Source organism: Agrobacterium larrymoorei, assembly GCF_030819275.1.
GTDB classification, from domain to species: domain Bacteria; phylum Pseudomonadota; class Alphaproteobacteria; order Rhizobiales; family Rhizobiaceae; genus Agrobacterium; species Agrobacterium larrymoorei_B.
In genome coordinates this window covers 1,837,132-1,859,258 of the sequence record NZ_JAUTBL010000001.1, presented here as the reverse complement: position 1 = coordinate 1,859,258, position 22,127 = coordinate 1,837,132, and the positions used below count along the sequence as shown (strand labels likewise).

The following is a 22,127-nucleotide window of genomic DNA, read 5'->3' as shown; positions in this document are numbered from 1 at the left end:
AATCAAGGAGAGGAACTTCATGCGCGATGACGGCAACAACCGAAGACAGATCACGCCTGGCTGATGACTAAGCCAGATCCAAAGCCGGCCGTTGCGGCGTCGGACAGCGACCGTATCGGCTTTTTCGGCAAAGTACCAAGCCACGGAGATTTCATTTCCGAGGGCCTGGACCGTGAGTTCATAACAAGACTGGATGAGTGGCTAAGAGCTGGCATGCATGCATGCGCCGACCAATACGGTGCGCGTTGGTCCTCCGTTTTTTCCAACGCGCCGCCGACGCGATTCATCTCCGAAATCGGCGTGTGGGGCGATGCCGCCTATGTCGGCGTCTTGCTGCCGAGCCGGGACCGCGTCGGTCGAAGATATCCGCTAGTGGTTCTGGCGCAACTTACCAGATTTCGACTGCACCCAAGAACGCTTTATCTCGACGAAACCTGGTTCATGGCCGCAGAGGCTTTGGCCGAAACCTCGTTGTCCGAGGATTTCGACATGAACCGCTTCACCACAGCGATCAAGCGGCTTCGCCTACCCAAACCCAAGGAGGACGATGATGCTCCAGTTCCGACACACAACCGCGACAAACCGACGAGCCTCTGGTGGCAGATCGATGCGGAAACCCGCCGCCCGAAGGGCGTGAAGCTGGACGGCAGGCCCGGCACGGCAGATTTCATCAAGCTTTTCCAGGATAACAAGCTTCCGCCAGAGCCTGCCCCTTACTCCGAAAAGCAGCAGCAAGTGGGCGCGGCCAAGTCCCCGACACTTGCGCCCAAAGCGCCGGTCGCTCTTCCGCTGGAAGCAAAACCTGTTACGTCGACCTCTCTCATCTACAGCTATGCGACGCATGCCGGAACGAAACTGTCGGCCAACGCGGACTCGCTCTTCGTATCCAGTCAACCTCCGCTCTTTGCCATCGCGGACGGCATAGGAGAAGGCCACGCGGCAGCCGAAGCAGCCCGGCTGACCGTAAACCTTCTTGCCGATGTGACAGCAGGCAGCGCGCATAGCGTCGATCCACAGACGATCAGAGGGAAACTCGGTACTGTCAACAGCCTCCTTCTGTCCCGACAGGTCGGCGAAGGCGCTTTGCGTCCGGGAGCGAGCGTCGTTGCGGCATCGATCTTCAATCAGACGATCGCCGTCTTGTGGTCGGGCGATGCGCGAGCCTATCTTTTGAGGGATGGAACCATGCATCCGCTGACACGCGACCACGTGATTGTCGGAATGAAAAGAACTTTGGCGCAATATATCGGGCACTCGCAGCAATTCCGGCCCGACGTTATTCGGGAAAACTGGGGGTGGAGCGACAGGTTGCTGCTCTGCAGTTTTCCGCTCGTCCAGCAACTGAAGGAACGCGTGGTCGCTGAACTTCTCTCCGAAACGAAGATCGAGGACTGCGCCGAAGCGCTCATACAGGAAGCGCTGATCGAGACCGCAAGAGACAATATCAGCGCCATCGTGATTGGGCACGACCGTGTGCCGAGATAGCAGCAATGATCAGGGCCTGGTAGCGCAGCGTTATGCCGATCTCTGGCGCGCCATTCAGCAGGGGAACGAAGGCCTGCGCCCACCCCAGGATGCATTGGAATTGCTCGACCAGATCCGCAACGCGCTCGACCGAAACGCATCCACGATCTACGCGCAAAACTTTGGCCGGATCGCAAACACCTTCCTTGTCGAGACGGTCACCTTCACGAGCGAACGCACAGAAGTCCTGCATTTGCGCCATATCGATCTCGGCACGTCGCACGCGCTCAAGACGCTGCGACCAACTTGTCGCGACGACATTGTTATTGCACAATCTCTGCGTCGAGAGGCAGAAACGGGACTGCGTTTCAGGCATCCCAACATCCTCGAGACATCAGCCTTGTTACGTCTAGAGGACGGCAGACCGGGATTAGTGATGCCATGGCGTCCGCTCACACTTGCTTCTCTATCACAAGAGCAAGTGCTCGAGGAACGAGAAGCCTCAACGATCGTGAGAAGCGTTCTCCTTGCACTCGACACGATACATCGAGAGGGGCTTGTTCACTGCGACGTGACACCGAACAACATTTTCCTGCACGGAAACGATTTCGAACAGTCGCTGCTTGGAGACTTCGGTATCGCCATTCCGATAGGATCCAGGCATCGAGATATAGGCATAAAGCGCGCGGGATCGCCAGAATTCTCCACCCCCGAGCAGTTGCAAGGGGAGGAAGCCCATCCCTCTCACGATATCTATGCCTTTGGAAAGCTCGCCGAAAAGCTCGCAAGTAAAATAAATGCGCCGTGCAAGATCTGGAGCGAATTGATAAAGCAATGCTGCCAGCTTCGTCCAGAAGACCGACCGCAAAGCGCTCGGGAGATTCTGGACATGATATCAGGCTGAAAGTAGGCGCTGTCGCCTTCCGGCTGGTTAGCCTACGTGCTCAGTTCGCGCTTCCCGGCTGAGGCGCTGCTGCTGTCGGCACGCTCTTCTGGAACACCGTCAACAGCTTGGCGGCATCAACAAGCGGCGCGTTACTGGCATAAAGGACATCACCCTTTTGCATCTGGAACATCTGCATCAGCGCAATGCTGGAAGCGTCACGCATGTTCACACGGTAAATCACAGGGCGTTTCTGCGTTAGAATTTCAGCACGTTCCTTGGACGCGGTCGGACCGACCGAGCGGAGCGGCACCTCTTCAGTGCGGAAGACATAGACATTGCGCGAGTCGGCGCGATCATCAAGAAGACCGCCTGCACGACCAACCGCCTGGGCAAGCGTCAACTTGCCGGTTTCGAATTGAAATTCGCCCGCACTCTTGAACGCGCCAAGTGCCGTAAAACTGGATGCGTCGCCGTCAATCATGATTTGATCGTCAGGCGACAAACGAACATTCTGTCGATCTTCACGCATCACCCGATCTAGGGTTGCGCTTGCTCTCTGCTGACCGCGAACGATCGTCACCGTCGCTGCCCCCGGCGCCACTGCCGGGCCACCCGCTTGGCTGATCGCATCGAGAACCCGTTCCTGTCGCGCCGTCAAAGCGATCTTGCCTGGTGTCTTGACCGCCCCGCTGACCATCACAGCACTTGTCGGCTTGTCGACGACTGTCACGACCGCCTGCGGATTAACGGCAGATCCCTTCAATCCTGCGACAACCTGGTTCTGCAATCCCTCTGGCGTGGAGTCGATCACCCTCTGTCTACCCACGAATGGCAGATTGACGTTGCCGCTTTGGTCGACGGTGAATCGACCAAGGTTGAGCGTCTTGCTCTGCGTGGACGAGAAAAGACCATCTTCGCCGGTATCGAGCACGGTGATATCGACCACGTCGCCGCGCCGCAGACGCTGAGCGTTGTATCCTGTATTCCGTAATGCCGCCAGACCGGGACCAGCAGAGGAAGACATGATACTTGCGTTCGATGTCGAAGCGGGAGCATTCGCAAGATCGATGACCGCAATCTTCTCATTGGTATTCGGGAGAGTCGCTGACCGAATGTTTCCTGCAGTGGGACCGTCGGATGGTCTTGCGCAAGCACTCAGCAAGCCCAAAAGAAGCACAGGAACGATCCTCTTCATCCATAATCCCCAACGCAGATTCAGCTGCACGCAGGAATAGCATCAACGAACGAGTCCGCAATAACTTTAAAGCCAAAAATTGAAAAATGCGGCTTAATCAGCGCTTTTATGTGTCAAGCACGCAACCACAGAGTCATGGAATGACGGCACCAGTTCTGCCGCGAAGACCACGCCTTCGGCACGCTGATTGATCAGGTCCAGCCACAAGAGGCCCGGAACTGCTTCAACTCATGTGGATATGATCCAGCATGAAAGGGAAAAGCTCTAGACGCGCTCCAGGAGCTTTCTTGTACACGTGCGCGTAGGGGTTCTCTAGCGGCTTGACGATACTGCCAGGCTCATCACTCTATGCACACCATGCTAATTATAAGCTCATACCGCGATTACGTTGACGTTATCAGCTCAGCGTTCTCGCTCGCCGTTTCACCAATTTCAATGGGCGAACATCGATCCGTCCCTGGAGCTGGCAGTCGGCGAATCTTTCCGTTAGCAGGGGTTAGGTATCAACTAACCCCTGCCAAATGCTACAGTTCAATCTATAGGAAGTTTTGGCTCATAGTTAGGTAACAGCCTACATATCTCATCATAGGTCTTGCGCTTTTCCTCACACAGCGCAGCCACCGATTGTTTGGTCGGTTTTTCACCTTCTTCGATCCAAGTGAGCATGGCGGTAAACAGCGCTGCATATTGCGGAGTTGACAGCTTTGAATGCTCAGCTTCGTCTGAGAAATTCTGTACGAGCAGGTCACTATTCCCCGCCTTCTCCACCGTCTGACGGTAGATTGCCTCATGATCGACAAAGACTGTGGGATCGTTGACTGCGTGGAGCGTAATGGTTGGCAAAACGATCTGACCGGTGAGGTCGGCGTCGTACGCCATGGCCCGACGCGCTTCCGGGTCGGCTTCAAAACGTTCAACGCCTTTGTTCAAAGCCGTATCGTCATCGGACCCCGTGTACGTGACCTTCGAGTTGTCAAAAGGATTTTTTCCATCCATTCGACGCCAAACGATATCGGAGAAAAGTCCAGTGGCCCAGGAAAGATGCGCCACTAGAGTTTTTTCAGGTACCTTTGTGACCGCAAGGATGTTTTTCAGGTTTCTCGCCTGTTCCGCAGTACGTTCATTCGGCGCAAGCGCCAAGCCTGTGCATTCATTAACGCGTTTTTCAAGTTCGTCACGCTTCATCGTTACCCCCTTCGGCAGGCCTTGCCAAACGGGATATTGCACTTCGTCTGCGCGCGGGTGGTTCTTGCAATAATACTGGTAGACCGCGCGTAGATCGGCACGGAAATCATATCCACGGCTGCCTCCGGCCAAGAGCCCGCTGGTCAGCACGACGCCGTCGTAGTTTTTTCGGCCTTGCCAGTCGAGCGCATAGAGCTCCGCGGTCTTCGCAGCAACATTGCCACCCCACGACTGGCCGTGCAGCAAGACATGTTTCGGCTTGCCAAGCTGACGGATCGCGATGCGCCTGACGTTGTCTGTATCTGCGGCCGCCATACGTACGCCATATCCTTCCCGACGATAGTTAGACCCTGCCCAGGCGTACCCTTCCTGGACAGTCACGGCAAAGCGCACGAGATCCTCTACCGGGTCATTCGCTTGCGGCTTGGCAGTTCGCGGACCACCATGGGCATGCACGACCAAAGTGCCGTTCCAATTCTTCGGTTTCGCAATCCAGTAGTAGGCGCCTCGCATATCCCAGCCAGAGAAACATTCCGTACTGGCTGGTAGGGCTGCCGGGCAGTCTGCCTTTTTGGGCTCGTTGGCGTTACGATGTTGCGCTGCGGCCGGCGCGGCGATGATCGCAAGAAACGCAATCGCCGGTAAAAACAGTATACTGAAACGCATGGAATTTCCTCCTCTTCCAACCCAAGCGCAACGCTATAGCAGTGCGGAGGCGAGACAACTCAGAAGAGCCGCTATTCGCTGCTTTAAGCAAAGTCTGGTGTCAGATGGGTGGGATCATGCCCAAACCTGTAAGGCAACGGGTAGGTTTCCACACATGGTGGTGGGACAGTTGAAGGGATGGTTTCACATCCGTGGCGCATCTCCAATATGGGTGCTGTCGATCAACTCCCCTAACCCGTCCTCCACGCGCGACGCCATCGCCGAGGCGTGACATTGCGTCACGCGACGCTGTGCGGGCTTGGACGCAGTTGACATCAGCCTACGATGGTCTCCAACGACTCTGCGAAGTGGCAGTGTGTGCCGGGAACATCGGGCTGCATTGATAAGTTCGAGGGTCTCCAATGATGGAGTCAACATGACCTTCCTCGGCCTCGAAGCTGAAATGCTGGCGCGAATCCAGTTCGCGTTTACCGTCTCATTCCATTTCCTATTTCCGGCGTTCTCGATCGGGACAGCGAGCTACTTGGCCGTTCTAAACGCACTATGGCTGTGGAAGCGCGACGAGGCCTACCTCAAGCTCTTCGAATACTGGAAGACGATCTTCGCGGTCACCTTCGCGATGGGCGTCGTGTCTGGGATCGTGATGAGCTATCAGTTCGGGACGAACTGGTCCGCGTTTTCAGACAAGGCCGGACCGGTCATCGGACCGCTAATGGGTTACGAGGTCCTAACCGCATTTTTCCTCGAAGCTGGCTTCCTTGGTATAGCGCTCTTTGGCCGAAAGCGTGTTGGCGACACTGCGCACATGGTCGCCGTTGCAATGGTGGCGATAGGCACGCTGATATCGGCGACGTGGATAACGTCAGCCAACAGTTGGATGCATACGCCTGCCGGCTTTAATATCGCTTCCAACGGCGTCTTCGAGCCTGAAGATTGGTGGAAGATCATCTTCAATCCGTCCTTCCCCTACAGAATGACTCATACCGTGCTGGCGGCTTTCTTGACCACCGCCTTCGCCGTCGGCGGCGTCGGCGCTTGGCATCTGCTGAAAGAGCGGACGAACCGTCAGGCCCGCATCATGTTCTCGATGGCGATGTGGATGGCGGCAATCGTCACACCTGTTCAGATCTTCGTCGGAGACCTGCATGGCCTGAACACGCTCGAACATCAGCCAGCGAAGATCGCAGCTATGGAGGGACACTACGAAACGCATAAGGAAGGCGCGCCCCTCGTCCTATTCGGCATACCGGATGACGAAGCAGAGACCACCCGCTATGCGATCGAAATCCCTAAGCTCGGTTCTCTAATCCTAACCCACGAATTGAACGGCGAGATAAAGGGTTTGAAGGAATGGCCTCGCGACCAACGTCCTCCGGCACTCATGCCATTCATGACCTTCCGCATCATGGTTGGCCTCGGTTTCCTGATGCTTGGCGTCGGGCTTTGGTCGCTTTGGGCGCGCTGGAAAGGAACGCTGTATGACACGCCTTGGCTTCATCGCGTCGCGGTGCCCATGGGCGGTTCAGGCTTTGTAGCCGTTCTTGCCGGATGGTACACTACCGAAGTCGGCCGTCAGCCCTGGACGATCTATGGGCATTTAAGAACCGCCGATAGCCTTTCACCAGTTTCAGCTCCTGCGGTCGGGACGTCGCTCCTCATCTTCATCGTCGTCTACTTCGTGGTGTTCGGCGTCGGCGTCTACTACCTGTTAAAGCTTATGCGACGGCCGCCAACCCCGCTCGACACGGATCAGGAACTTGACGCCGGCCCGATCCGGACCGCGGGTATTGTGCCCGGCGCAACACAGGATCATCCGCTTGGAGGCCGCCATGGACATTGATCTTTCCTTCATCTGGGCGGGGATCATCGCCTTCGCCGTCCTTGCTTATGTTGTGCTGGACGGCTTCGATCTCGGGATTGGCATCGTCTTCCCGTTCTTCCGAAAGCGCTGCGACCGCGACATCATGACGAATTCGATTGCTCCCGTTTGGGACGGCAACGAAACCTGGCTGGTCCTCGGCGGTGGTGGCCTCATGGCGGTATTTCCGCTCGCCTACGCAATCATCATGCCGGCGATCTACATGCCAATTATCCTGATGTTGGTCAGCCTGATTTTCCGAGGCGTCGCATTTGAGTTTCGATGGCGAACCCACCATGAATCTCATCTCTGGGATTTCGGCTTCTGGATCGGATCTTCGGTAGCAGCTCTCATGCAGGGCATCTCTCTTGGCGCTCTGGTCCAAGGCATCGCAGTCGAGGGTAGACAGTATGCGGGGGGCTGGTGGGACTGGCTGACGCCCTTCTCAATCCTGACAGGCGTCGCCGTTCTCACAGGCTACGCGCTGCTCGGCGTTACATGGCTTAATCTCAAGACCTCTGGCGATATTCAGGCACGCTCGGCAAGGCTCGCGCGCCCTTTAAGCTTGATGCTCTTGGCGCTGATCGGGATCGTGTCACTCTGGACACCGTTCATCAACCAGATGTACTTCGAACGCTGGTTCGGCTGGCCAATCGCCTTTTTCTCGTCATTAGTACCGCTGCTGCTAGCTGCTTGTGCCTTTGCGCTTTGGCACGGCCTCACCCGTGGGAAGCACCTACAGCCGTTTTTGTCGGCACTCGGCGTGTTCGTGTTAAGCTTCGTCGGACTTGGGGTCAGCTTCTATCCATACGTGATCCCCGGTGTCCTCACGATCAAGGAAGCAGCAGCACCAGAGAGTTCGCAGAGCTTCCTCCTTGTCGGCGCCGTGGTACTCGTCCCTATGATCCTCGCCTACACGGCTTACGCATATTGGGTCTTTCGCGGCAAGATCGACCCAGAGGAAGGATATCATTGATGGGCGATGGTCTTCGAAAGACAATGTGGTTCATCGCCCTCTGGCTGGCGGGTGTCGGCACAGTTGCCGCCATCGGGCTCGTCATCAGATTGTTCTTGAAATAAGGTCAAGAGGAGCAAGCGATGCTCGCTAGCATGTGAGCTAAACAGCCAGAGTTGCGCTGAACTACTTACGAATGCCTCCTGCATCACGTGACGCAAGTCTGAGCCGAGATCCCCGCATTTGCGACCGCAGCGGTGCCCAACTCAAGGGAACACCGCTCTACCGCAAACAGGAGATTTAGGCTGCCCTCGATGATCCCTGACCGCCTGCATATCCGCCTTCCCGGCTACCAAGATCGAACTGTGACAACAGGCGATTGAGAGCTTCGGCCTCTCGTGCGAGACTATGGCTGGCTGCGGTAGACTGCTCAACCATCGCCGCATTTTGCTGAGTACCCTGATCCATGACGTTCACTGCAGTGTTGATTTCGCGCAGTCCTGTAGCTTGCTCACGGGAGGACTCAACGATGGCGTTAACGTGGCGATTGATCTCTTGGACTTCGATGACGATGCTCTCCAGGGAATGCCCGGTCTGCTTTACCAAGCCAACCCCGGATTGAACCTGCGTCCCTGAATTTGCGATCAGAATTTTGATCTCCTTCGCAGCAGACGCGGAGCGCTGGGCTAGCTCACGAACTTCTTGCGCCACGACAGCAAATCCCTTGCCAGCATCGCCTGCTCGAGCTGCTTCAACTCCGGCATTCAAGGCAAGGAGGTTGGTCTGAAACGCAATTTCATCAATAACGGATATGATGTTGCCCATCTCGTCGGCAGATTTTTCGATAGCCATCATCGCTTGGACAGCGTCCTGCATTAGTTTGCCGGAGTATTCGACGCCACCTCGCGTTTTCTCCACGAGCTTACCTGCATCGTCTGCGCGCTTGGCGGCGTCCTGCACCGTTGTTGTAATCTGCTCAAGTGCGGCAGCCGTCTCTTCCACAGAAGCCGCCTGTTGTTCTGTCCGTCTCGACAGATCGTCAGCAGCAGATCGGATCTCGTTTGCACCTGCGTCAATGCCGGCTGCATTCTGGCCCACCGATCGCAACGTCGAGTGAAGTTTCTCAAGCGAGTTATTGAAGTTCAATCGAAGCTCGTCGAGAGCGCCTGTGAATGGCGCCAATATTCGGTGCGTTATCTTCCCATTTGCCAGAGCTTCCAACCCATCCCGAAGAGCATCGACAGCGAATTTTGTATTCGCCGCTTCTTCAGCTTTCTGTTTTTCCCGTTGAAGCTTTTCATTCTCTGAGCGCGCGCGGTCAGCTTCCGTCTGCGTCTGCAGTCGATCTTTCTCGATAGCGTTCGTACGGAAGACGGCGACTGCAGCAGACATACTCCCGAGCTCATCTTTACGGTCGGCGCCAGGCACTGCTTCATCGACCCTGCCTGATGCGAGCGAAACCATTCTTAGCCGTAAAGCTTCGATCGGCGATGTAATTTCGCGCCTCGTAATAAAAACGGCCAGGAAGAGCGCGGCACCAAACACTGCCGCTAGTGTAGCGAGCGTAGAGAGAATGGTATCATTGGTCTCCTCGCTAAGGAGGTTGGACTTTTGCTTAATCTTGTCGCTGGTCGTATTGACCCAGGTCCGCATCTCACCGATGAGTTTTGCCGCTTTTTCATCAGCTTGAACCAGAAGTGCTTTTGGCGCCTCACTCTGATTAACCATTCCAGCCTCAACGGCCTTATCGGTAATTTCGATTACTGAGTCTACTTGCGACCGAAGAGAAGCAAGTGTGCGGCTTTCCTCTGGCACGAGCTTTTCAGCTTCGTCAAAGAGTTCACGGAGCCTGGCCTTGCTGGCGGCATAGTCTTCTGTCGCTCGCTTCATGCCAGCGGTTTCAGCGTCGTACAAATAGACCTGATAGGCATCGTACACGATAGCGACGAGACGCTGGCTGGCAATCGCCATGTTAATCTCGGCATCACCATCATTCGCGATGAATTCGCTATAGGTGGTATCGGCTGTCTTAAAGTTGCTGGAGACATAGAGAGCTCCTGCAATGCCAATAAGACACGTCGGAACCACAAGGGACAGGACTTTCGTCCTTATACGGAGGTTTTGCATGAGCGACATAGGTAGACTTCCAGGACTTTGATGAAGAAAATAGGAACGGGTGAACAATATTGTTCGCGTTTCAGACCGGCATCTGCCGTTCGCGCCTCTACCCAGAATGCTATGGGCTAATATTATAGTAATTCATTAACGTCTCATTAAACTTATTTTGGGTTGCAGGAGGCCTCTTAGTTGGACCGTTAAAGCAACCCTAAATAAGCGCAACCTAACGATAGAAGAGATACCGTCTTCCAGGAACCAGCATTTTTCCAACGCCGAGGAGGCTTAGGACACCTCTCTCGACCGACGACGAAATCATCCTGATGGGCGCATGAGGCTCCTCCGCCGCACTCTGCGAGCGGAGGATTACAGTGGGTTGAATCAGCCATGCAACACCTTCCGCGATCCCAGGTCCCTATTCAACGTGCCCCGCAGAACTGTAAACGATGCGCCATTCACAGCTTGACGAACATTGCTGTTGGCATGCACAGGTAGAGAAGGCCGGTATCGAATTCGCACAGACCTTCAAGGTTTTTGCCTCACCACTTGATGTCGACACCGTGCCGTCGATAGAGATTAGTCTATCGAGCGTATGAAGTACCCGATGTTATTTCGATTTGATGGTACCGTCATCTCGTCCGCAGGAAAGCGGTCTCAATCCTGAGCTCATGTGTCAGAAGGCTGCAACGGCGATGAACAAATCGGAATGCAATCGAGTCCAGAGTTGCCCAAGTCGTTCTCCAAGTCCATATAGCGCCAATGACGCATGATTCGAAAATTTTTGTAGGCCTCCGGTCCCCTCGCAAACGTTCGCCTTCGGTGACTGAATCCACAGGGCCAAAATGCCAGTGGGACGGGTGTGATAAGACCGGTACGCATCGGGCGCCTGTCGGAGCAGGCGCTGAAGGGCTCTACCTGCTCTTCTGCCTTGAGCATGTGACCGCCTATAACAAGGGATACAGTTTCACGGCGGCGCCATCCAGCGCCGACGTAGCCCGTTATCAAAAGGAGGCGACAGAGGGTGCGCGCCCTACGTGGGGAAAGCGTGTGAGGGAAGCGACTGAAGCCCCGCTACCATCTTCTGTCCGTTCAGGCTCGGCAAAGACGTTGAATGCTCGCAAGGCCACCAGGCCGGGGCAGCCAACAACCGGTGGCCAACAAAGAAAGCTCAAGACACTGGAAGCCAAAGCTTTCGAGACACTGGGCCTCACGGCTAAAGCCACGTCTGACGAGATCAAGAGTCGCTATAAGGAGAAGCTTAAAATGCATCACCCCGACTCTAATGAAGGGGATCGCGGTTCCGAGGATGCACTTAGAGCCTCGATAGAAGCCTATAGAATCTTGAAGCTGAACGGCTTTTGCTAGCTTTTTTGGCTGCAACCCATCGATAATGCGTTCGGAACGAGATTGTCACCGATATCTTAGGTACAAACTGCTGCCTATGTCTCCGGTCAGAAGGACGTTGGAGGACTTGGTGGCTTGGGTAACGCTCCAGCACAATAAATGCTGTATCTTCGTGATGGGGCTGTTCGAAGATAAAAAAGAAGGCTGGTCGACGTCCGGTGCCACCAGCCTTCGTTGTCAGAGTAACGAGATTACTCTTCGTCGTAGTCGCTTGCGGCAGCGTTCACCGAGTCTTCGGCAAGTTCCGTGAGGCTCGTGTCAGCAGCTTTCTCCTGAGCGAGTATGTCATCGATATGCTGCCTGGCCTCATCCATACCAAGCGCGTCTGCGAAGGCACGCATCGAGCCATAACGAGTAATCTCGTAGTGCTCAATCGCCTGACAGCTGAAGATGATCGCTGCGTCTGCGGCAACACTCGAGCCAAAATCCTCTAAGAGGCTCTCGCTCTCTTCCAGAATTCCGTCGATGGCGTCGCACTTTTCAGCTTTAGCTCGCTTGCCCAGAAGCTCAAAAATTGCCTCAAGCTTCTCAATCTGACCGGCTGTTTCTTCGCGATGAGAAGTCAGTGCTTGAACCAGGTCTGGGTGATCTGCCGCCTTGATCATCTTTGGCAGAGACTTATATATTTTTTTCTCCGCGTAATAAATATCGCCGAGCGCGTGCTCGAAAAGATCAGAAAGACTTTTATCGTCCTTCGCGGATACCCTTGTTGCTTTCTTCGCAGCGGACTTGCTTGCCACCGCCTGTGCACGCTTCCTGCGCGTGTCAGAGCTCGGAGCAACACTTTTGGTCCCAGAGGCACGCGCGGTTTTTTTAACGGCTGTTCTCGAAGACTTATTTTCTTTGCTAGACTTTTCGGCTGTCGCCATCTCGTTCTCTCCCTTTAGAGCCATGTAATAGGCATGGGAGAACGAAAGCGGTTGGGCGATGTTCCAGAGAACGACGAAGTTAATTTATCACCATACACAGCCAATTTAGCGAGAATTTCACCCGCCGACAAACAAACGGCTCAACGCAGGCTGTCAGACCTGCCATAGGAGTATAAAAGGTTTTTCAAGGATGTGTCGAACCGAGGTCGGACGATTGATGGGGTGGGCAGAGAATACCATCTGCCCACCCTTCGAAATCAGGCAAGGAACTCTATCAGGTCCTGGTTCAAGCGGTCAGGGACTGTCGCAAACAGGCCATGAGGTTCTCCGTCATACTCGATGAGCTTTGCTCCGGCGATACCATTCGCAGCGGCCCGACCCGTTGGGTCGATAGGAACTGTCTTGTCACCCGTACCGTGGATCACGAGCGTGGGGATTGTAAACGCCGCAAAATCGGGACGGAAGTCGGTTTTGGCAAAGGCGTCAACGCAATCGATCGTGGCCTTCGGGCTCGCCATCACTCCGAGAACGAAAGACCAGTCCAGGACTCCTTGGCTGACCGGGCTGGTCACGAGGCCAACACCATAGAAGGTCTTCGCGAAGCTTTGCAGGAAGTCGAACCTGTCTTTGCGAATGTCTTTTTTCATGCCTTCAAACACGCTGGCATCGACACCGTCAGGATTGCTCTCGTCCTTTAGAAGATAGCCGGCCACGGACGCAACGAGAACGGCTTTCGATACTTTCGACGCACCATGACGTGAAAGATAACGAGCTATTTCGCCGCCACCCATGGAAAAGCCGACAAGGCTGACGTTTTGAAGTTCAAGGCCATCGATGACGGCGGCAAGGTCGTCGGCGAAAGTGTCGTATGTGTAGCCGCTCGCGGGATGTCCCGACTGGCCAAAACCACGGCGATCATAGGTGATGACACGAAAGCCCGATTCCAAAAGGGCAACTGTCTGGTACTCGAACATATCGCCGGTCAGCGGCCAGCCGTGAATGAGGATTACAGGGCGACCTTGGCCCATATCCTTGACGTGCAGTTTAGTCCCGTCTTTTGCTTCGATGAATGCCATTTGGTAACTCCCTTAATGGTGCACCAGTAAAGTCTGGCACGCAAATAGGGTTCCGTTGCTGTACCAAGTGAACACTATGTCAGAGGAGGTTTAGGTTAGGCGCACCATCCCGCAATCACTAAGCCATTGAGTGGAATCGCGTCCGCGGCAGGCCAATTTCATCTGCATAAAATGATCCCTGCTGTTACGTTAGCGGCCGAACTGATCCGAGAGGCGCAGACGACCGCCACAACACGTTTCTATCACTCCCCCCGAATGAAACTAAACTTCAGCGAGAGAGACTGAGTAAAAAGACAGCGTGACGGGAATGGTATCCTGCGACTTCGCCCGTCATGCTTTGGCGGTCATGGCGCTAGGTCGTGCGCCGTCCGTCACCTTGCGATAGACGAGAAGTGTCGCCACCAGACCGCAACCGCCTGCAAAGGCAAGCCAGTAACCGGGGGCCGCCTTGTCGCCAGTCTCCTCAATGAGGTAGGTGGCGATGGCTGGCGTAAAGCCTCCGAAGATCGCGGTTGCCAGCGAATAGGCAAGCGAGAAGCCTGCTGTCCGCACGATTGGCGGCACGATTTCTGTTAGCGCAACCACCAAGGCGCCGTTGTAGCTGGCATAAAGGAAGCTGAGCCAGAGTTCGGCGATCAGCATGCGTTCGAAGCTCGGCGCGGCAACGAGCCAGGCAATCACCGGATAAGCTGTCACCAGCGCGAGCGCCGAAAAAACCACGAGGACAGGCTTGCGACCAATCCGATCGGAAACAGAGCCCATGACCGGCAGCCAGAAAAAATTCGACAGCGCCACGCAGAACGTCACGAGAAGACTGTCGGTTTCCGAGAGCTTCAGGACGGTCTTGCCGAAGGTCGGCGTGTAAACGGTAATGGCATAAAAGGACACCGTCGTCATAACCACCATCAGCATACCGAGCAGGACGATGCCCCAGTTGGCCGCCAGCGTCTGGTATACCTGCGTCATTGTGGGGCGATGTTGACGGGCCGCAAACTCCTGTGTCTCTTCAAGCGACCGTCGAACATAAAACAGGAACGGAACGATGCCGCAGCCGATGAAGAAGGGTATGCGCCAACCCCATTCCGACATTGTGCTCTGCGGCATCATGGAATTCAATGCATAGCCCAGGAGGGCCGCGACCATGATTGCAACCTGCTGGCTGCCCGACTGCCAGGATACGTAGAAGCCTTTTTTGCCGTGTGTCGCCATCTCCGACAGATAGACTGAGACGCCGCCGAGCTCCACACCTGCCGAGAAGCCCTGCAACAGGCGACCAATAAGAACGAGAAGCGGCGCGAAGAGACCGATGGTCTGGACACCGGGCACGAAGGCAATGAGCACGGTGCCGAGCGCCATGATGCAGAGCGTGACGATAAGGCCCTGGCGGCGCCCGATCTTGTCGATATAGGCTCCAAGGAAGATCGCACCGAGCGGTCGCATCAGGAAACCCGCGCCGAAGGTCATGAAGGTCAGCATCAGTGATGCAACTTCATTGTTGGACGGAAAAAAGGTCTTGGCAATATTGCTGGCATAGATGCCGACAAGGAAAAAGTCGAACATCTCAAGGAAATTGCCGCTTGTTACGCGCAATACGGTGCCGACGCGGGATGAGCGTGTAGTTGCTATCATATTTTTCTCCCTATGCACGAGACTCACCCCTTTTGGGGTCCTCCGGTCTTCATGCGAACGGTCGCGCTTCAGTCGTATTGGCCCACATCGCTTGGCGACGGCGGGGCCACGACATGGTGCTTGACCAGACTGATTTCCAACCGATTACATCGGAATTCCTGTCACCATCCTGTCACGGCACCTGGGCGGCAAGAAATTGTCTTGTGGCGTACCCGTTCTCCATGCTTGATCTAGCCGGAAGCAAATCGTGACGAGGGAGGAAGGCATGCGGGTCCTCATTGTGGAGGATGACCCGTCATTGGCGCGCGGGATCGTTTCGGCGCTCGTGGCCGCCGGCTACGCGGTAGACAGTGTCGGCAATGGCCGTGACGGGCTCGCTGCGGCCCTCGAGGAAGATTATGCTCTCGTCGTACTCGATCTCGGTTTGCCGGAAATGGACGGGCTGACGGTGCTCAAGGCGCTGCGGCAGGCTGGTTCGTCAACGCCGGTGATGATCCTGACGGCGCGCGATGCCATTCCTGACCGGGTCGCCGGGCTTGACGTGGGAGCAGACGACTATCTCACCAAACCTTTCGCGCTTGAGGAATTTGAGGCCCGTGTGCGCTCGCTCGTACGGCGCGGTCAGAACCAGCCCAGCCCGATACTGACCTGCGGCGCGCTTTCTGTTGATCGCAATTCGAGCACGGTAAAGCTCGGCGGGCATACGCTCTTCCTCCGTCCGCGGGAATATTCAGTCCTCGTTCTTCTTCTCAGCCGCGCGGGACAGGTGGTGCAGAAGGAGCGGCTTGCCTCGGCGATTTCGAATTTCGATGACGCACTGACGCCCAACGCCGTGGAATTGCATCTTGGTCGCCTGCGTAAGAAGCTGGAACCGAATGGTCCCAATATTCGCACAATCCGCGGGGTGGGCTATATTCTCGAGGTCGAGTGAATGAATGCGAATGCCACGCCCTCCATTCGTCGGCGCCTTCTGCAAAATATGGTGCTGCCGGTCGCTGTGCTTGCGATTGTCTTCGGTATCGGCGGCGCGTTTCTCATCCACAGCGTCGTGAGCCTGACGCAGGATCGCTTACTCGATGCAGCGCTCGTCTCCATCATTGACCGCGCGACCGCGCAGAACCCGGCCCATCTCGACGACAGGCTCGCACAGGGCGCCATCGAGATCTTGCGCGACGACGCGAACGATACATTTGCTTATTGTATTTCAGATGGCGGCGGCTTTCAGCGAGGCGACCAGGATCTTTGCGCGCTGGACACCGGAACCGCGCCACTCGACCGAATTGCCCATGTGCCGGCGGTTCTGAATGACAACCAGGTGCGCGTTGCGATGACGAGCCGCGTCGTTGACGGCTTTGCAAGACCGCTTACCTTCAGAATGGCAGAGACTCTCAACAGCCGTCTCAATATGGAAGCCCGGATGCTGGTGGTCCTCGTCCTTTTCGAGGCCGTCCTTCTGAGTGCAGCGGCCATTCTCTCTTACATGGCCATTCTGCGTGGGCTCCTACCGCTCACCGAAATCAGCCAGGAGCTTTTGGGACGGGCTTCACCCGGCGCCGTCCCCTTCGCCCGCATCGATACCGCGCGGGTGCCGGAGGAGGCCGTCGATCTCGTCTCGGCAATCAACACACTGATGGAGCGCCTGGATGAGACGATCGCCGGCGTGCGCGATTTTACTGCCGATGCCTCCCATCAATTGCGTTCGCCCCTCGGCGGCATCAAGCTGCATCTGGAACTCCTGCAACGGCAGGCGGCGGGCCAGGAAAACCTTCTCGAAACACTGAGCGAAGCGCAGAACGGCGTCGCCCGCCTGCAACGCATGCTTCAGCAATTGATCGTGCTGGCACGCGTCGATGCGAAGAGCGACGCGGTCGATCTCGATCAGCGCGTCGATCTCAGCCGACTCGCGGCCGATGTCCTGGCGGAGCAAGCGCCTAAGGCTCTGAGCCGCAATATCGATATCGTGCTTGACGCGCCCGACGATCCCATCGATGTCACGGGCAATCCGCTTCTTATCAAAGAAATCATCGCCAACCTTGTCGATAATGCGATTGCCCATAGTGCCGACGGCGATTGCATAACTGTGCGCGTGGTAACGGGCGAGATGACAGGAACAATCTTAGTCGAGGATGAAGGGCCGGGTATTCCCGAGGAAGAGCGTAGTCGTGTCTTCCAGCGCTTCTACCAGATTGCACGCGGCAGCGCGAAGCCTGGTTCAGGTCTCGGTCTTGCAATCGCGCGTCGCATCGCCGACCTCCACGGTGGTTTAATCACTCTTAGCGACACCGCTTCAGGCCGCGGCTTGAGCGCCCGGCTCAGCCTGCGGCGCTCTCAACCGAAGTCATTGGACTGACAACATGAGCCCGCGATGGTGAAAGAATGCGCATCGGTCGTCTAGCCAGATCTATAATGCAAACCGCTCCGCTCATCGGTCTTCGCGCAATTTTCGTCTTCTTGGAATTGAGCAGACCAACTTTGGTGGTGGGTTCGGTCGCCATGCAGCGAAACATATCCAGCCACAGCATACGTTGAGGTGATGTCGCTGGAATGCTCTCGTGTTTTCCCTGGCGTTGAATCCGTACGGCGCCCTATTGAGTGACGATACCTGCGCGCACCGCAATCTGCAGAAAGTTCAGGACAACCCAAATTCGATACGTCGCAAGCTGAAGGGCGTTTCGGGCCGTTGGTAGTGACCGACTGCAACCAGCCGCACGATACTTGCACACCTTGCACAAAAGACGGAAAAAGCCTACATCAAAATATACAGTCTAACTGTATATTTTGATCCCTGTCTGCATGAGAGGAAATGTCATGTCCGCCGAAAACAAGGCAGTGGTTCGACGCTTCAATATTGAGGTCATTCAGAACGGGAATGAGGAGGAGTTCAAAGCGTTGATGGCCTCCGACTTTATCAACCATTCAGCACCTTCAGGGATGCCGAACGGCGCGCTCAGCATGTGGGACACATTTCAGAATGTCCTTCGTCCCGCCTTGTCGGACTTGAAGTTAACAATCCACGATCAGGTCGCCGAAGGAGATAAGGTGACGACGCGTAAAACCATCAGTGGCATTCATTCAGGGACTTTGATGGGCGTTCCCCCAACGGGAAAAGCTGTTACCATTAGCGTGATCGATATCGTGCGTATCCGCGACAATAAGTATGCTGAGCATTGGGGCCTCAACACATTATCGAGTGTCGTCTCTGCTCTGGCAAAAGCGTGATCGCTAACAAAGCTTCGCAATAATGCTCATCGCGGTTTGAAGTGTCTGCCTTTCCTGATTGGATAGTCTTTCTTCGATAAGAGAGGCAATCTTCGAAGTCCTGATTTCCCTGGATTGGGACAGCTGAGACTGCCCCTCCGCCGTGATGGACAGGAGCTGGCTGCGCCCGTCCGCAGGGTTGGGCAGTTTGTCAACGAGCCCATCCCTTTCCAGTTGGTTTGCTACAAGGCGCATGCTCTGGTGCTTGACCTTGCGCATGCCTGCCAGTTCCGTCACGCTCAACGGACCATTTCTTTCCAAAAGGCCCAGTGTCTCGGACTGTGATGTGGTCGGCGTATCCGCTTGCAATCTGATCGCACGGACAAAGTTACCGATCGTGTGGCGAAGATCTTCGCCGAGCGTCAAGGCATCTTCATATGCGGAACCGGTTTGGTTATCCGTCATCTGTGTTTCAGCTCATTTCGGACAAGTGCGCAGTCAACTTATACCCGACGCTGGCATAAAACGAAATGCCTATCCCACATGCCCGCAATTGGCGGATAGCCAAAAGCATCGTGGAACGGAACGTGGCAGAGTAAACCTCAGACTGACGGCGTTACCGAAGCGTCGGTTTGAAGGGCTTGTGATGGTTGCCGTCAGTTCTACCCTTTTGCGGTGATGCCGACTTAGAGACTGTTGGTCCCCTACTCAGCTTCTTAGCCGCGACATCCTTGCCGCCAACGATTTCTCGGCTACGATCAACCGCTTGTGGCCACGAAAGCTCGCAACAAGCCCAGTCTCACGATGGCCTCTCGACAGCAATTCCCGCTGCGATCTGCTCGCGGATATAGATATCCAGCAGACGACGGCTGATGGGGCCGATTTCGCCGTTACCGATCGTGTCACCATCCATTTTGACCACCGGCGTGACGAAGCTGGTGGCAGACGTCACAAAGGCCTCGGATGCGGATTTGGCCTCTTCTGGCGTGAAGGCGCGCTCTTCAACGGCAAGGTCGGCCTGTCTGGCGAGATGCAGAATGGAGCCGCGGGTGATGCCGTGCAGCAGCGCGTTCGATAGATCGCGGGTAACGAGTGTGCCGTCCTGCGTGACAATATGGAAATTGGCGGAGCTTGCCTCGGTGATGTAGCCGTTTTCGACGAAGAGGACGTCGTCGTAGCCTTCCCGATTGGCATGCGTCTTGCGCAGCGACGAATAGAGAAGCTGAACGGTCTTGATCTGCCGGTCCGACCAGCGGCCCTCAGGGACAGTCTTGACCGAAAGACCTGTCTTCCACTTCGGATTGTCCAGCACTTTCTTGGTCTGGGTGAACATCACGAAGGTCGGTTGCATCGTCTCTGGAAAAACGAAATCACGATCCTGAACGCCGCGGGACACCTGCAGATAGATAAGACCATCTTCGACGCCATTGCGCCGCGCGATTTCCTTGTGCAGTTCCAGCAATTCGGCTTCCGCCACCGGCATGGCAATACCGAGCGCATCCAGAGACCGTTTCAAGCGGGCAAGATGACCAGGGTAGTCGACGAGCTTGCCTTGAATGATGGCTGTCACCTCATAGATGGCGTCGGCAAACAGAAAGCCACGATCGAAGACCGATACTTTCGCGTCACCTTCCGCAACCCATGCGCCATTCAAGTAAACCGTTCTGTCCATGATCCTGCCTCTGCCTGTCCTATGCCTACCAGCCGTGATCCCTGTCTGGCACTGCGACCATCAGGATGCAAGGCTGTCCAAGCTGCCGTCACCGTGCGCCTAACTGTCGGCTGCCACAGCGGCCAGACAACACTAAGCATCTGATAAAACTACAGTATTTCTGACTCAAAGAAGGTTTTCTGCCTGTTTTCGTATTTGAAAAACGCATAATTCTATTCGTATGATAATCAATAATTATATTGCGGTGCAGCAGAGGCCGTGAAATCATCCTCCCCATAAGAAGCCAAAACGGCACTTCCAGTGGAGAACAATGATGGTCACTTTCAAAAAATCCGGCCTTGCCGGGTTATCGCTCTTCCTTGCCTTTTCCTGTGCTCACGCCGAAGGAACGATCAAGACCGCTCTTGACGGAACGTTCGCCCCTCACGCGATGCCGACCCTTGATGGCAAAGTGGAAGGTTTCAACGTCGATCTCGTCAATCTCATCGGCGAGCGGCTTGGCAAGAAGGTAGAACTCACATCTGCCCAGTTTTCAGGTCTGATCCCGGCATTGCAGGCGAAGACCTATGACTTTTTGGCAGCGCCCGTAACGGTGAACAAAGAGAGAGCCGCCAATCTTCTCTTCACCGAAGGCTTCATGGATACCAATTTCTCCTTCGTCATTCCTGCCAGCGGGCCGGACTACAAATCTCTTGACGATTTCAAAGACAAGACCATAGCCGTGAACAAGGGCTCTGCCTATGACAGCTTCCTGCGTGAACGTCAGGCGGAATACGGCTGGAAGGTCGAGAGCTACGGCACCAATACCGACGCCGTCGCGGCTGTCATCGCTGGCCGCGCCGACGCCAACTTAGCCGGATCGACGGTCGCGGCCTGGGCCGCGAAGCAGAATCCCAAGGTCAAGCTATCCTATGAGTATCCGACCGGTCTGGTCTGGTCGCTGGCTTTCCGCAAGGATGACGTCGAAGGCAGAAACCAGATCGACAAGGTCATCGAGTGCCTGAAGATCGACGGTTCGCTTGCCAAGCTCTCGGAGAAATGGTTCGGCGTCGTACCAACGGCGGGGACGACTATCGTGACTCCCACGAAGGGCTACGGCGTGCCCGGTTTCGAGGGATATGTCGAGGATGACCATACGCCGTCCTGCAATCTGAAATGACAGCGAAGAGTGGCAGGTAGCGCCTGCCATTCCCATGCAGGAGCCGCCGATGCTGAACCGTCCCATGCTGGAAATCATTTCGTTACAGAAGCGCTTTGGCGACAATGTCGTCCTGCGCGACATCAACCTGAAAGTGACGAAGGGGGAGCTGGTTTTCATCATCGGCCCTTCGGGCTCCGGCAAGAGCACAATGTTGCGCTGCTGCAATCGGCTCGAGGAACCTTCCAGCGGTGACATCATCATCGATGGGCGAAACATCATGAGCGGCACCAGCCGCGATCTCGATCGGATGCGATTGAAGGTGGGCATGGTGTTTCAGGGTTTCCACCTCTATCCGCATATGAGCGTAGTGAAGAATGTGATGCTGGCCCAGCGCAAGGCGTTAGGCCGACCCACTGAGGAGGCAAGGGCTCGCTCAATCGATATGCTAGAGCGGGTCGGTCTTGCCCATAAGGCAGATGCCATGCCCGCGGAATTGTCTGGCGGTCAGCAGCAACGGGTCGCGATTGCCCGTGCACTCGCTCTCGATCCGCTGGTCATGCTTTTTGATGAACCCACATCCGCGCTCGATCCGGAACTGGTCGGCTCTGTCTTAGCCGTGATGAAAGATTTGAAATCCAAGGGCATGACGATGCTGGTCGTCAGCCATGAGATGGGGTTTGCGCGCGAAACTGCAGATCGAGTTGTGTTCATGGATGGCGGCGTCGTGGTGGAGGAAGGCCCGCCCGAGGATATTTTCGGGGCTCCGAAAGCAGAACGGACGAAAGCCTTTCTGTCGCGCGTAAGAGGATGATTG

General features: G+C 55.7%; 18 protein-coding genes. 10 read left to right on the top strand and 8 right to left on the bottom strand.

From position 1 onward, the window contains the following. The first annotated feature begins 63 nt into the window (after nucleotides 1-63). Nucleotides 64-1,485 (top strand): type VI secretion system-associated protein TagF, encoded by a 1,422-nt coding sequence (gene tagF / locus QE408_RS08450; protein ID WP_306930092.1) that lies wholly within the window; start codon nucleotides 64-66, stop codon nucleotides 1,483-1,485. Further along, nucleotides 1,460-2,368, top strand: coding sequence for a protein kinase domain-containing protein (locus QE408_RS08445; RefSeq protein WP_306930091.1), 909 nt, complete (start codon nucleotides 1,460-1,462; stop codon nucleotides 2,366-2,368). Before tagF ends, QE408_RS08445 begins: the two co-directional genes overlap by 26 nt. A 40-nt stretch (nucleotides 2,369-2,408) precedes the next feature. Here QE408_RS08445 and QE408_RS08440 read toward each other — a convergent pair whose 3' ends face one another. Then, nucleotides 2,409-3,545, bottom strand: a complete 1,137-nt coding sequence (locus QE408_RS08440; RefSeq protein ID WP_306930089.1) for a polysaccharide biosynthesis/export family protein — start codon at nucleotides 3,543-3,545, stop codon at nucleotides 2,409-2,411. A gap of 531 nt (nucleotides 3,546-4,076) precedes the next feature. Further along, entirely contained in the window at nucleotides 4,077-5,396 is a 1,320-nt protein-coding gene (locus QE408_RS08435; protein ID WP_306930088.1) for an alpha/beta hydrolase family protein, read from the bottom strand. Nucleotides 5,397-5,811: 415 nt separating this feature from the next. Here QE408_RS08435 and QE408_RS08430 point away from each other — a divergent pair, with 415 nt between their 5' ends. Together QE408_RS08430 and cydB are read left to right on the top strand one after the other, a co-directional pair. After that, nucleotides 5,812-7,236, top strand: coding sequence for a cytochrome ubiquinol oxidase subunit I (locus QE408_RS08430; protein ID WP_306930086.1), 1,425 nt, complete (start codon nucleotides 5,812-5,814; stop codon nucleotides 7,234-7,236). Next, nucleotides 7,226-8,230, top strand: a complete 1,005-nt coding sequence (gene cydB, locus QE408_RS08425) for a cytochrome d ubiquinol oxidase subunit II (RefSeq protein WP_306930084.1) — start codon at nucleotides 7,226-7,228, stop codon at nucleotides 8,228-8,230. The genes QE408_RS08430 and cydB overlap by 11 nt, the downstream gene beginning before the upstream one ends. A 279-nt stretch (nucleotides 8,231-8,509) precedes the next feature. Here the strand turns inward: cydB and QE408_RS08420 are convergent, their stop codons facing one another. Continuing rightward, complete coding sequence (locus tag QE408_RS08420; protein WP_306930082.1) at nucleotides 8,510-10,345, bottom strand: methyl-accepting chemotaxis protein; 1,836 nt, start codon at nucleotides 10,343-10,345, stop codon at nucleotides 8,510-8,512. 738 nt (nucleotides 10,346-11,083) lie between these two features. Between QE408_RS08420 and QE408_RS08415 the strand changes: the two genes are divergently transcribed. Continuing rightward, complete coding sequence (locus QE408_RS08415) at nucleotides 11,084-11,689, top strand: J domain-containing protein (RefSeq protein ID WP_306930080.1); 606 nt, start codon at nucleotides 11,084-11,086, stop codon at nucleotides 11,687-11,689. Between the two features lie 230 nt (nucleotides 11,690-11,919). Here the strand turns inward: QE408_RS08415 and QE408_RS08410 are convergent, their stop codons facing one another. The 3 genes from QE408_RS08410 to QE408_RS08400 form a co-directional block, all read right to left on the bottom strand. Beyond that, nucleotides 11,920-12,597, bottom strand: a complete 678-nt coding sequence (locus QE408_RS08410) for a YciE/YciF ferroxidase family protein (protein WP_306930079.1) — start codon at nucleotides 12,595-12,597, stop codon at nucleotides 11,920-11,922. 257 nt (nucleotides 12,598-12,854) lie between these two features. Continuing rightward, nucleotides 12,855-13,673, bottom strand: coding sequence for an alpha/beta fold hydrolase (locus tag QE408_RS08405; protein ID WP_062426842.1), 819 nt, complete (start codon nucleotides 13,671-13,673; stop codon nucleotides 12,855-12,857). A 330-nt stretch (nucleotides 13,674-14,003) separates the two neighbouring features. Continuing rightward, nucleotides 14,004-15,302, bottom strand: coding sequence for an MFS transporter (locus tag QE408_RS08400; RefSeq protein ID WP_306930072.1), 1,299 nt, complete (start codon nucleotides 15,300-15,302; stop codon nucleotides 14,004-14,006). Nucleotides 15,303-15,567: 265 nt separating this feature from the next. On the opposite strand from QE408_RS08400, the gene QE408_RS08395 reads away from it, so the two are divergent. The 3 genes from QE408_RS08395 to QE408_RS08385 all read left to right on the top strand — a co-directional run bounded on the left by QE408_RS08395 (nucleotide 15,568) and on the right by QE408_RS08385 (nucleotide 18,521). After that, a complete protein-coding gene (locus QE408_RS08395) occupies nucleotides 15,568-16,233 on the top strand; it encodes a response regulator (RefSeq protein ID WP_306930070.1) in 666 nt (221 codons plus the stop codon). Then, the gene (locus QE408_RS08390; RefSeq protein WP_306930068.1) at nucleotides 16,234-17,652 is read left to right on the top strand and encodes a sensor histidine kinase; all 1,419 of its coding nucleotides are present in this window, start codon (nucleotides 16,234-16,236) and stop codon (nucleotides 17,650-17,652) included. A 458-nt stretch (nucleotides 17,653-18,110) separates the two neighbouring features. Then, complete coding sequence (locus QE408_RS08385; RefSeq protein ID WP_306930066.1) at nucleotides 18,111-18,521, top strand: ester cyclase; 411 nt, start codon at nucleotides 18,111-18,113, stop codon at nucleotides 18,519-18,521. Nucleotides 18,522-18,524: 3 nt separating this feature from the next. Here the strand turns inward: QE408_RS08385 and QE408_RS08380 are convergent, their stop codons facing one another. Both QE408_RS08380 and QE408_RS08375 read right to left on the bottom strand, forming a co-directional pair. Next, complete coding sequence (locus QE408_RS08380; RefSeq protein WP_306930065.1) at nucleotides 18,525-18,926, bottom strand: MarR family winged helix-turn-helix transcriptional regulator; 402 nt, start codon at nucleotides 18,924-18,926, stop codon at nucleotides 18,525-18,527. A 373-nt stretch (nucleotides 18,927-19,299) separates the two neighbouring features. After that, a complete protein-coding gene (locus QE408_RS08375) occupies nucleotides 19,300-20,172 on the bottom strand; it encodes a D-amino-acid transaminase (protein ID WP_306930063.1) in 873 nt (290 codons plus the stop codon). Nucleotides 20,173-20,482: 310 nt separating this feature from the next. Here QE408_RS08375 and QE408_RS08370 point away from each other — a divergent pair, with 310 nt between their 5' ends. Together QE408_RS08370 and QE408_RS08365 are read left to right on the top strand one after the other, a co-directional pair. After that, the gene (locus QE408_RS08370; protein ID WP_306930061.1) at nucleotides 20,483-21,331 is read left to right on the top strand and encodes a transporter substrate-binding domain-containing protein; all 849 of its coding nucleotides are present in this window, start codon (nucleotides 20,483-20,485) and stop codon (nucleotides 21,329-21,331) included. Between the two features lie 49 nt (nucleotides 21,332-21,380). Next, the gene (locus QE408_RS08365; RefSeq protein WP_306930058.1) at nucleotides 21,381-22,124 is read left to right on the top strand and encodes an amino acid ABC transporter ATP-binding protein; all 744 of its coding nucleotides are present in this window, start codon (nucleotides 21,381-21,383) and stop codon (nucleotides 22,122-22,124) included. Nucleotides 22,125-22,127 lie beyond the last annotated feature (3 nt).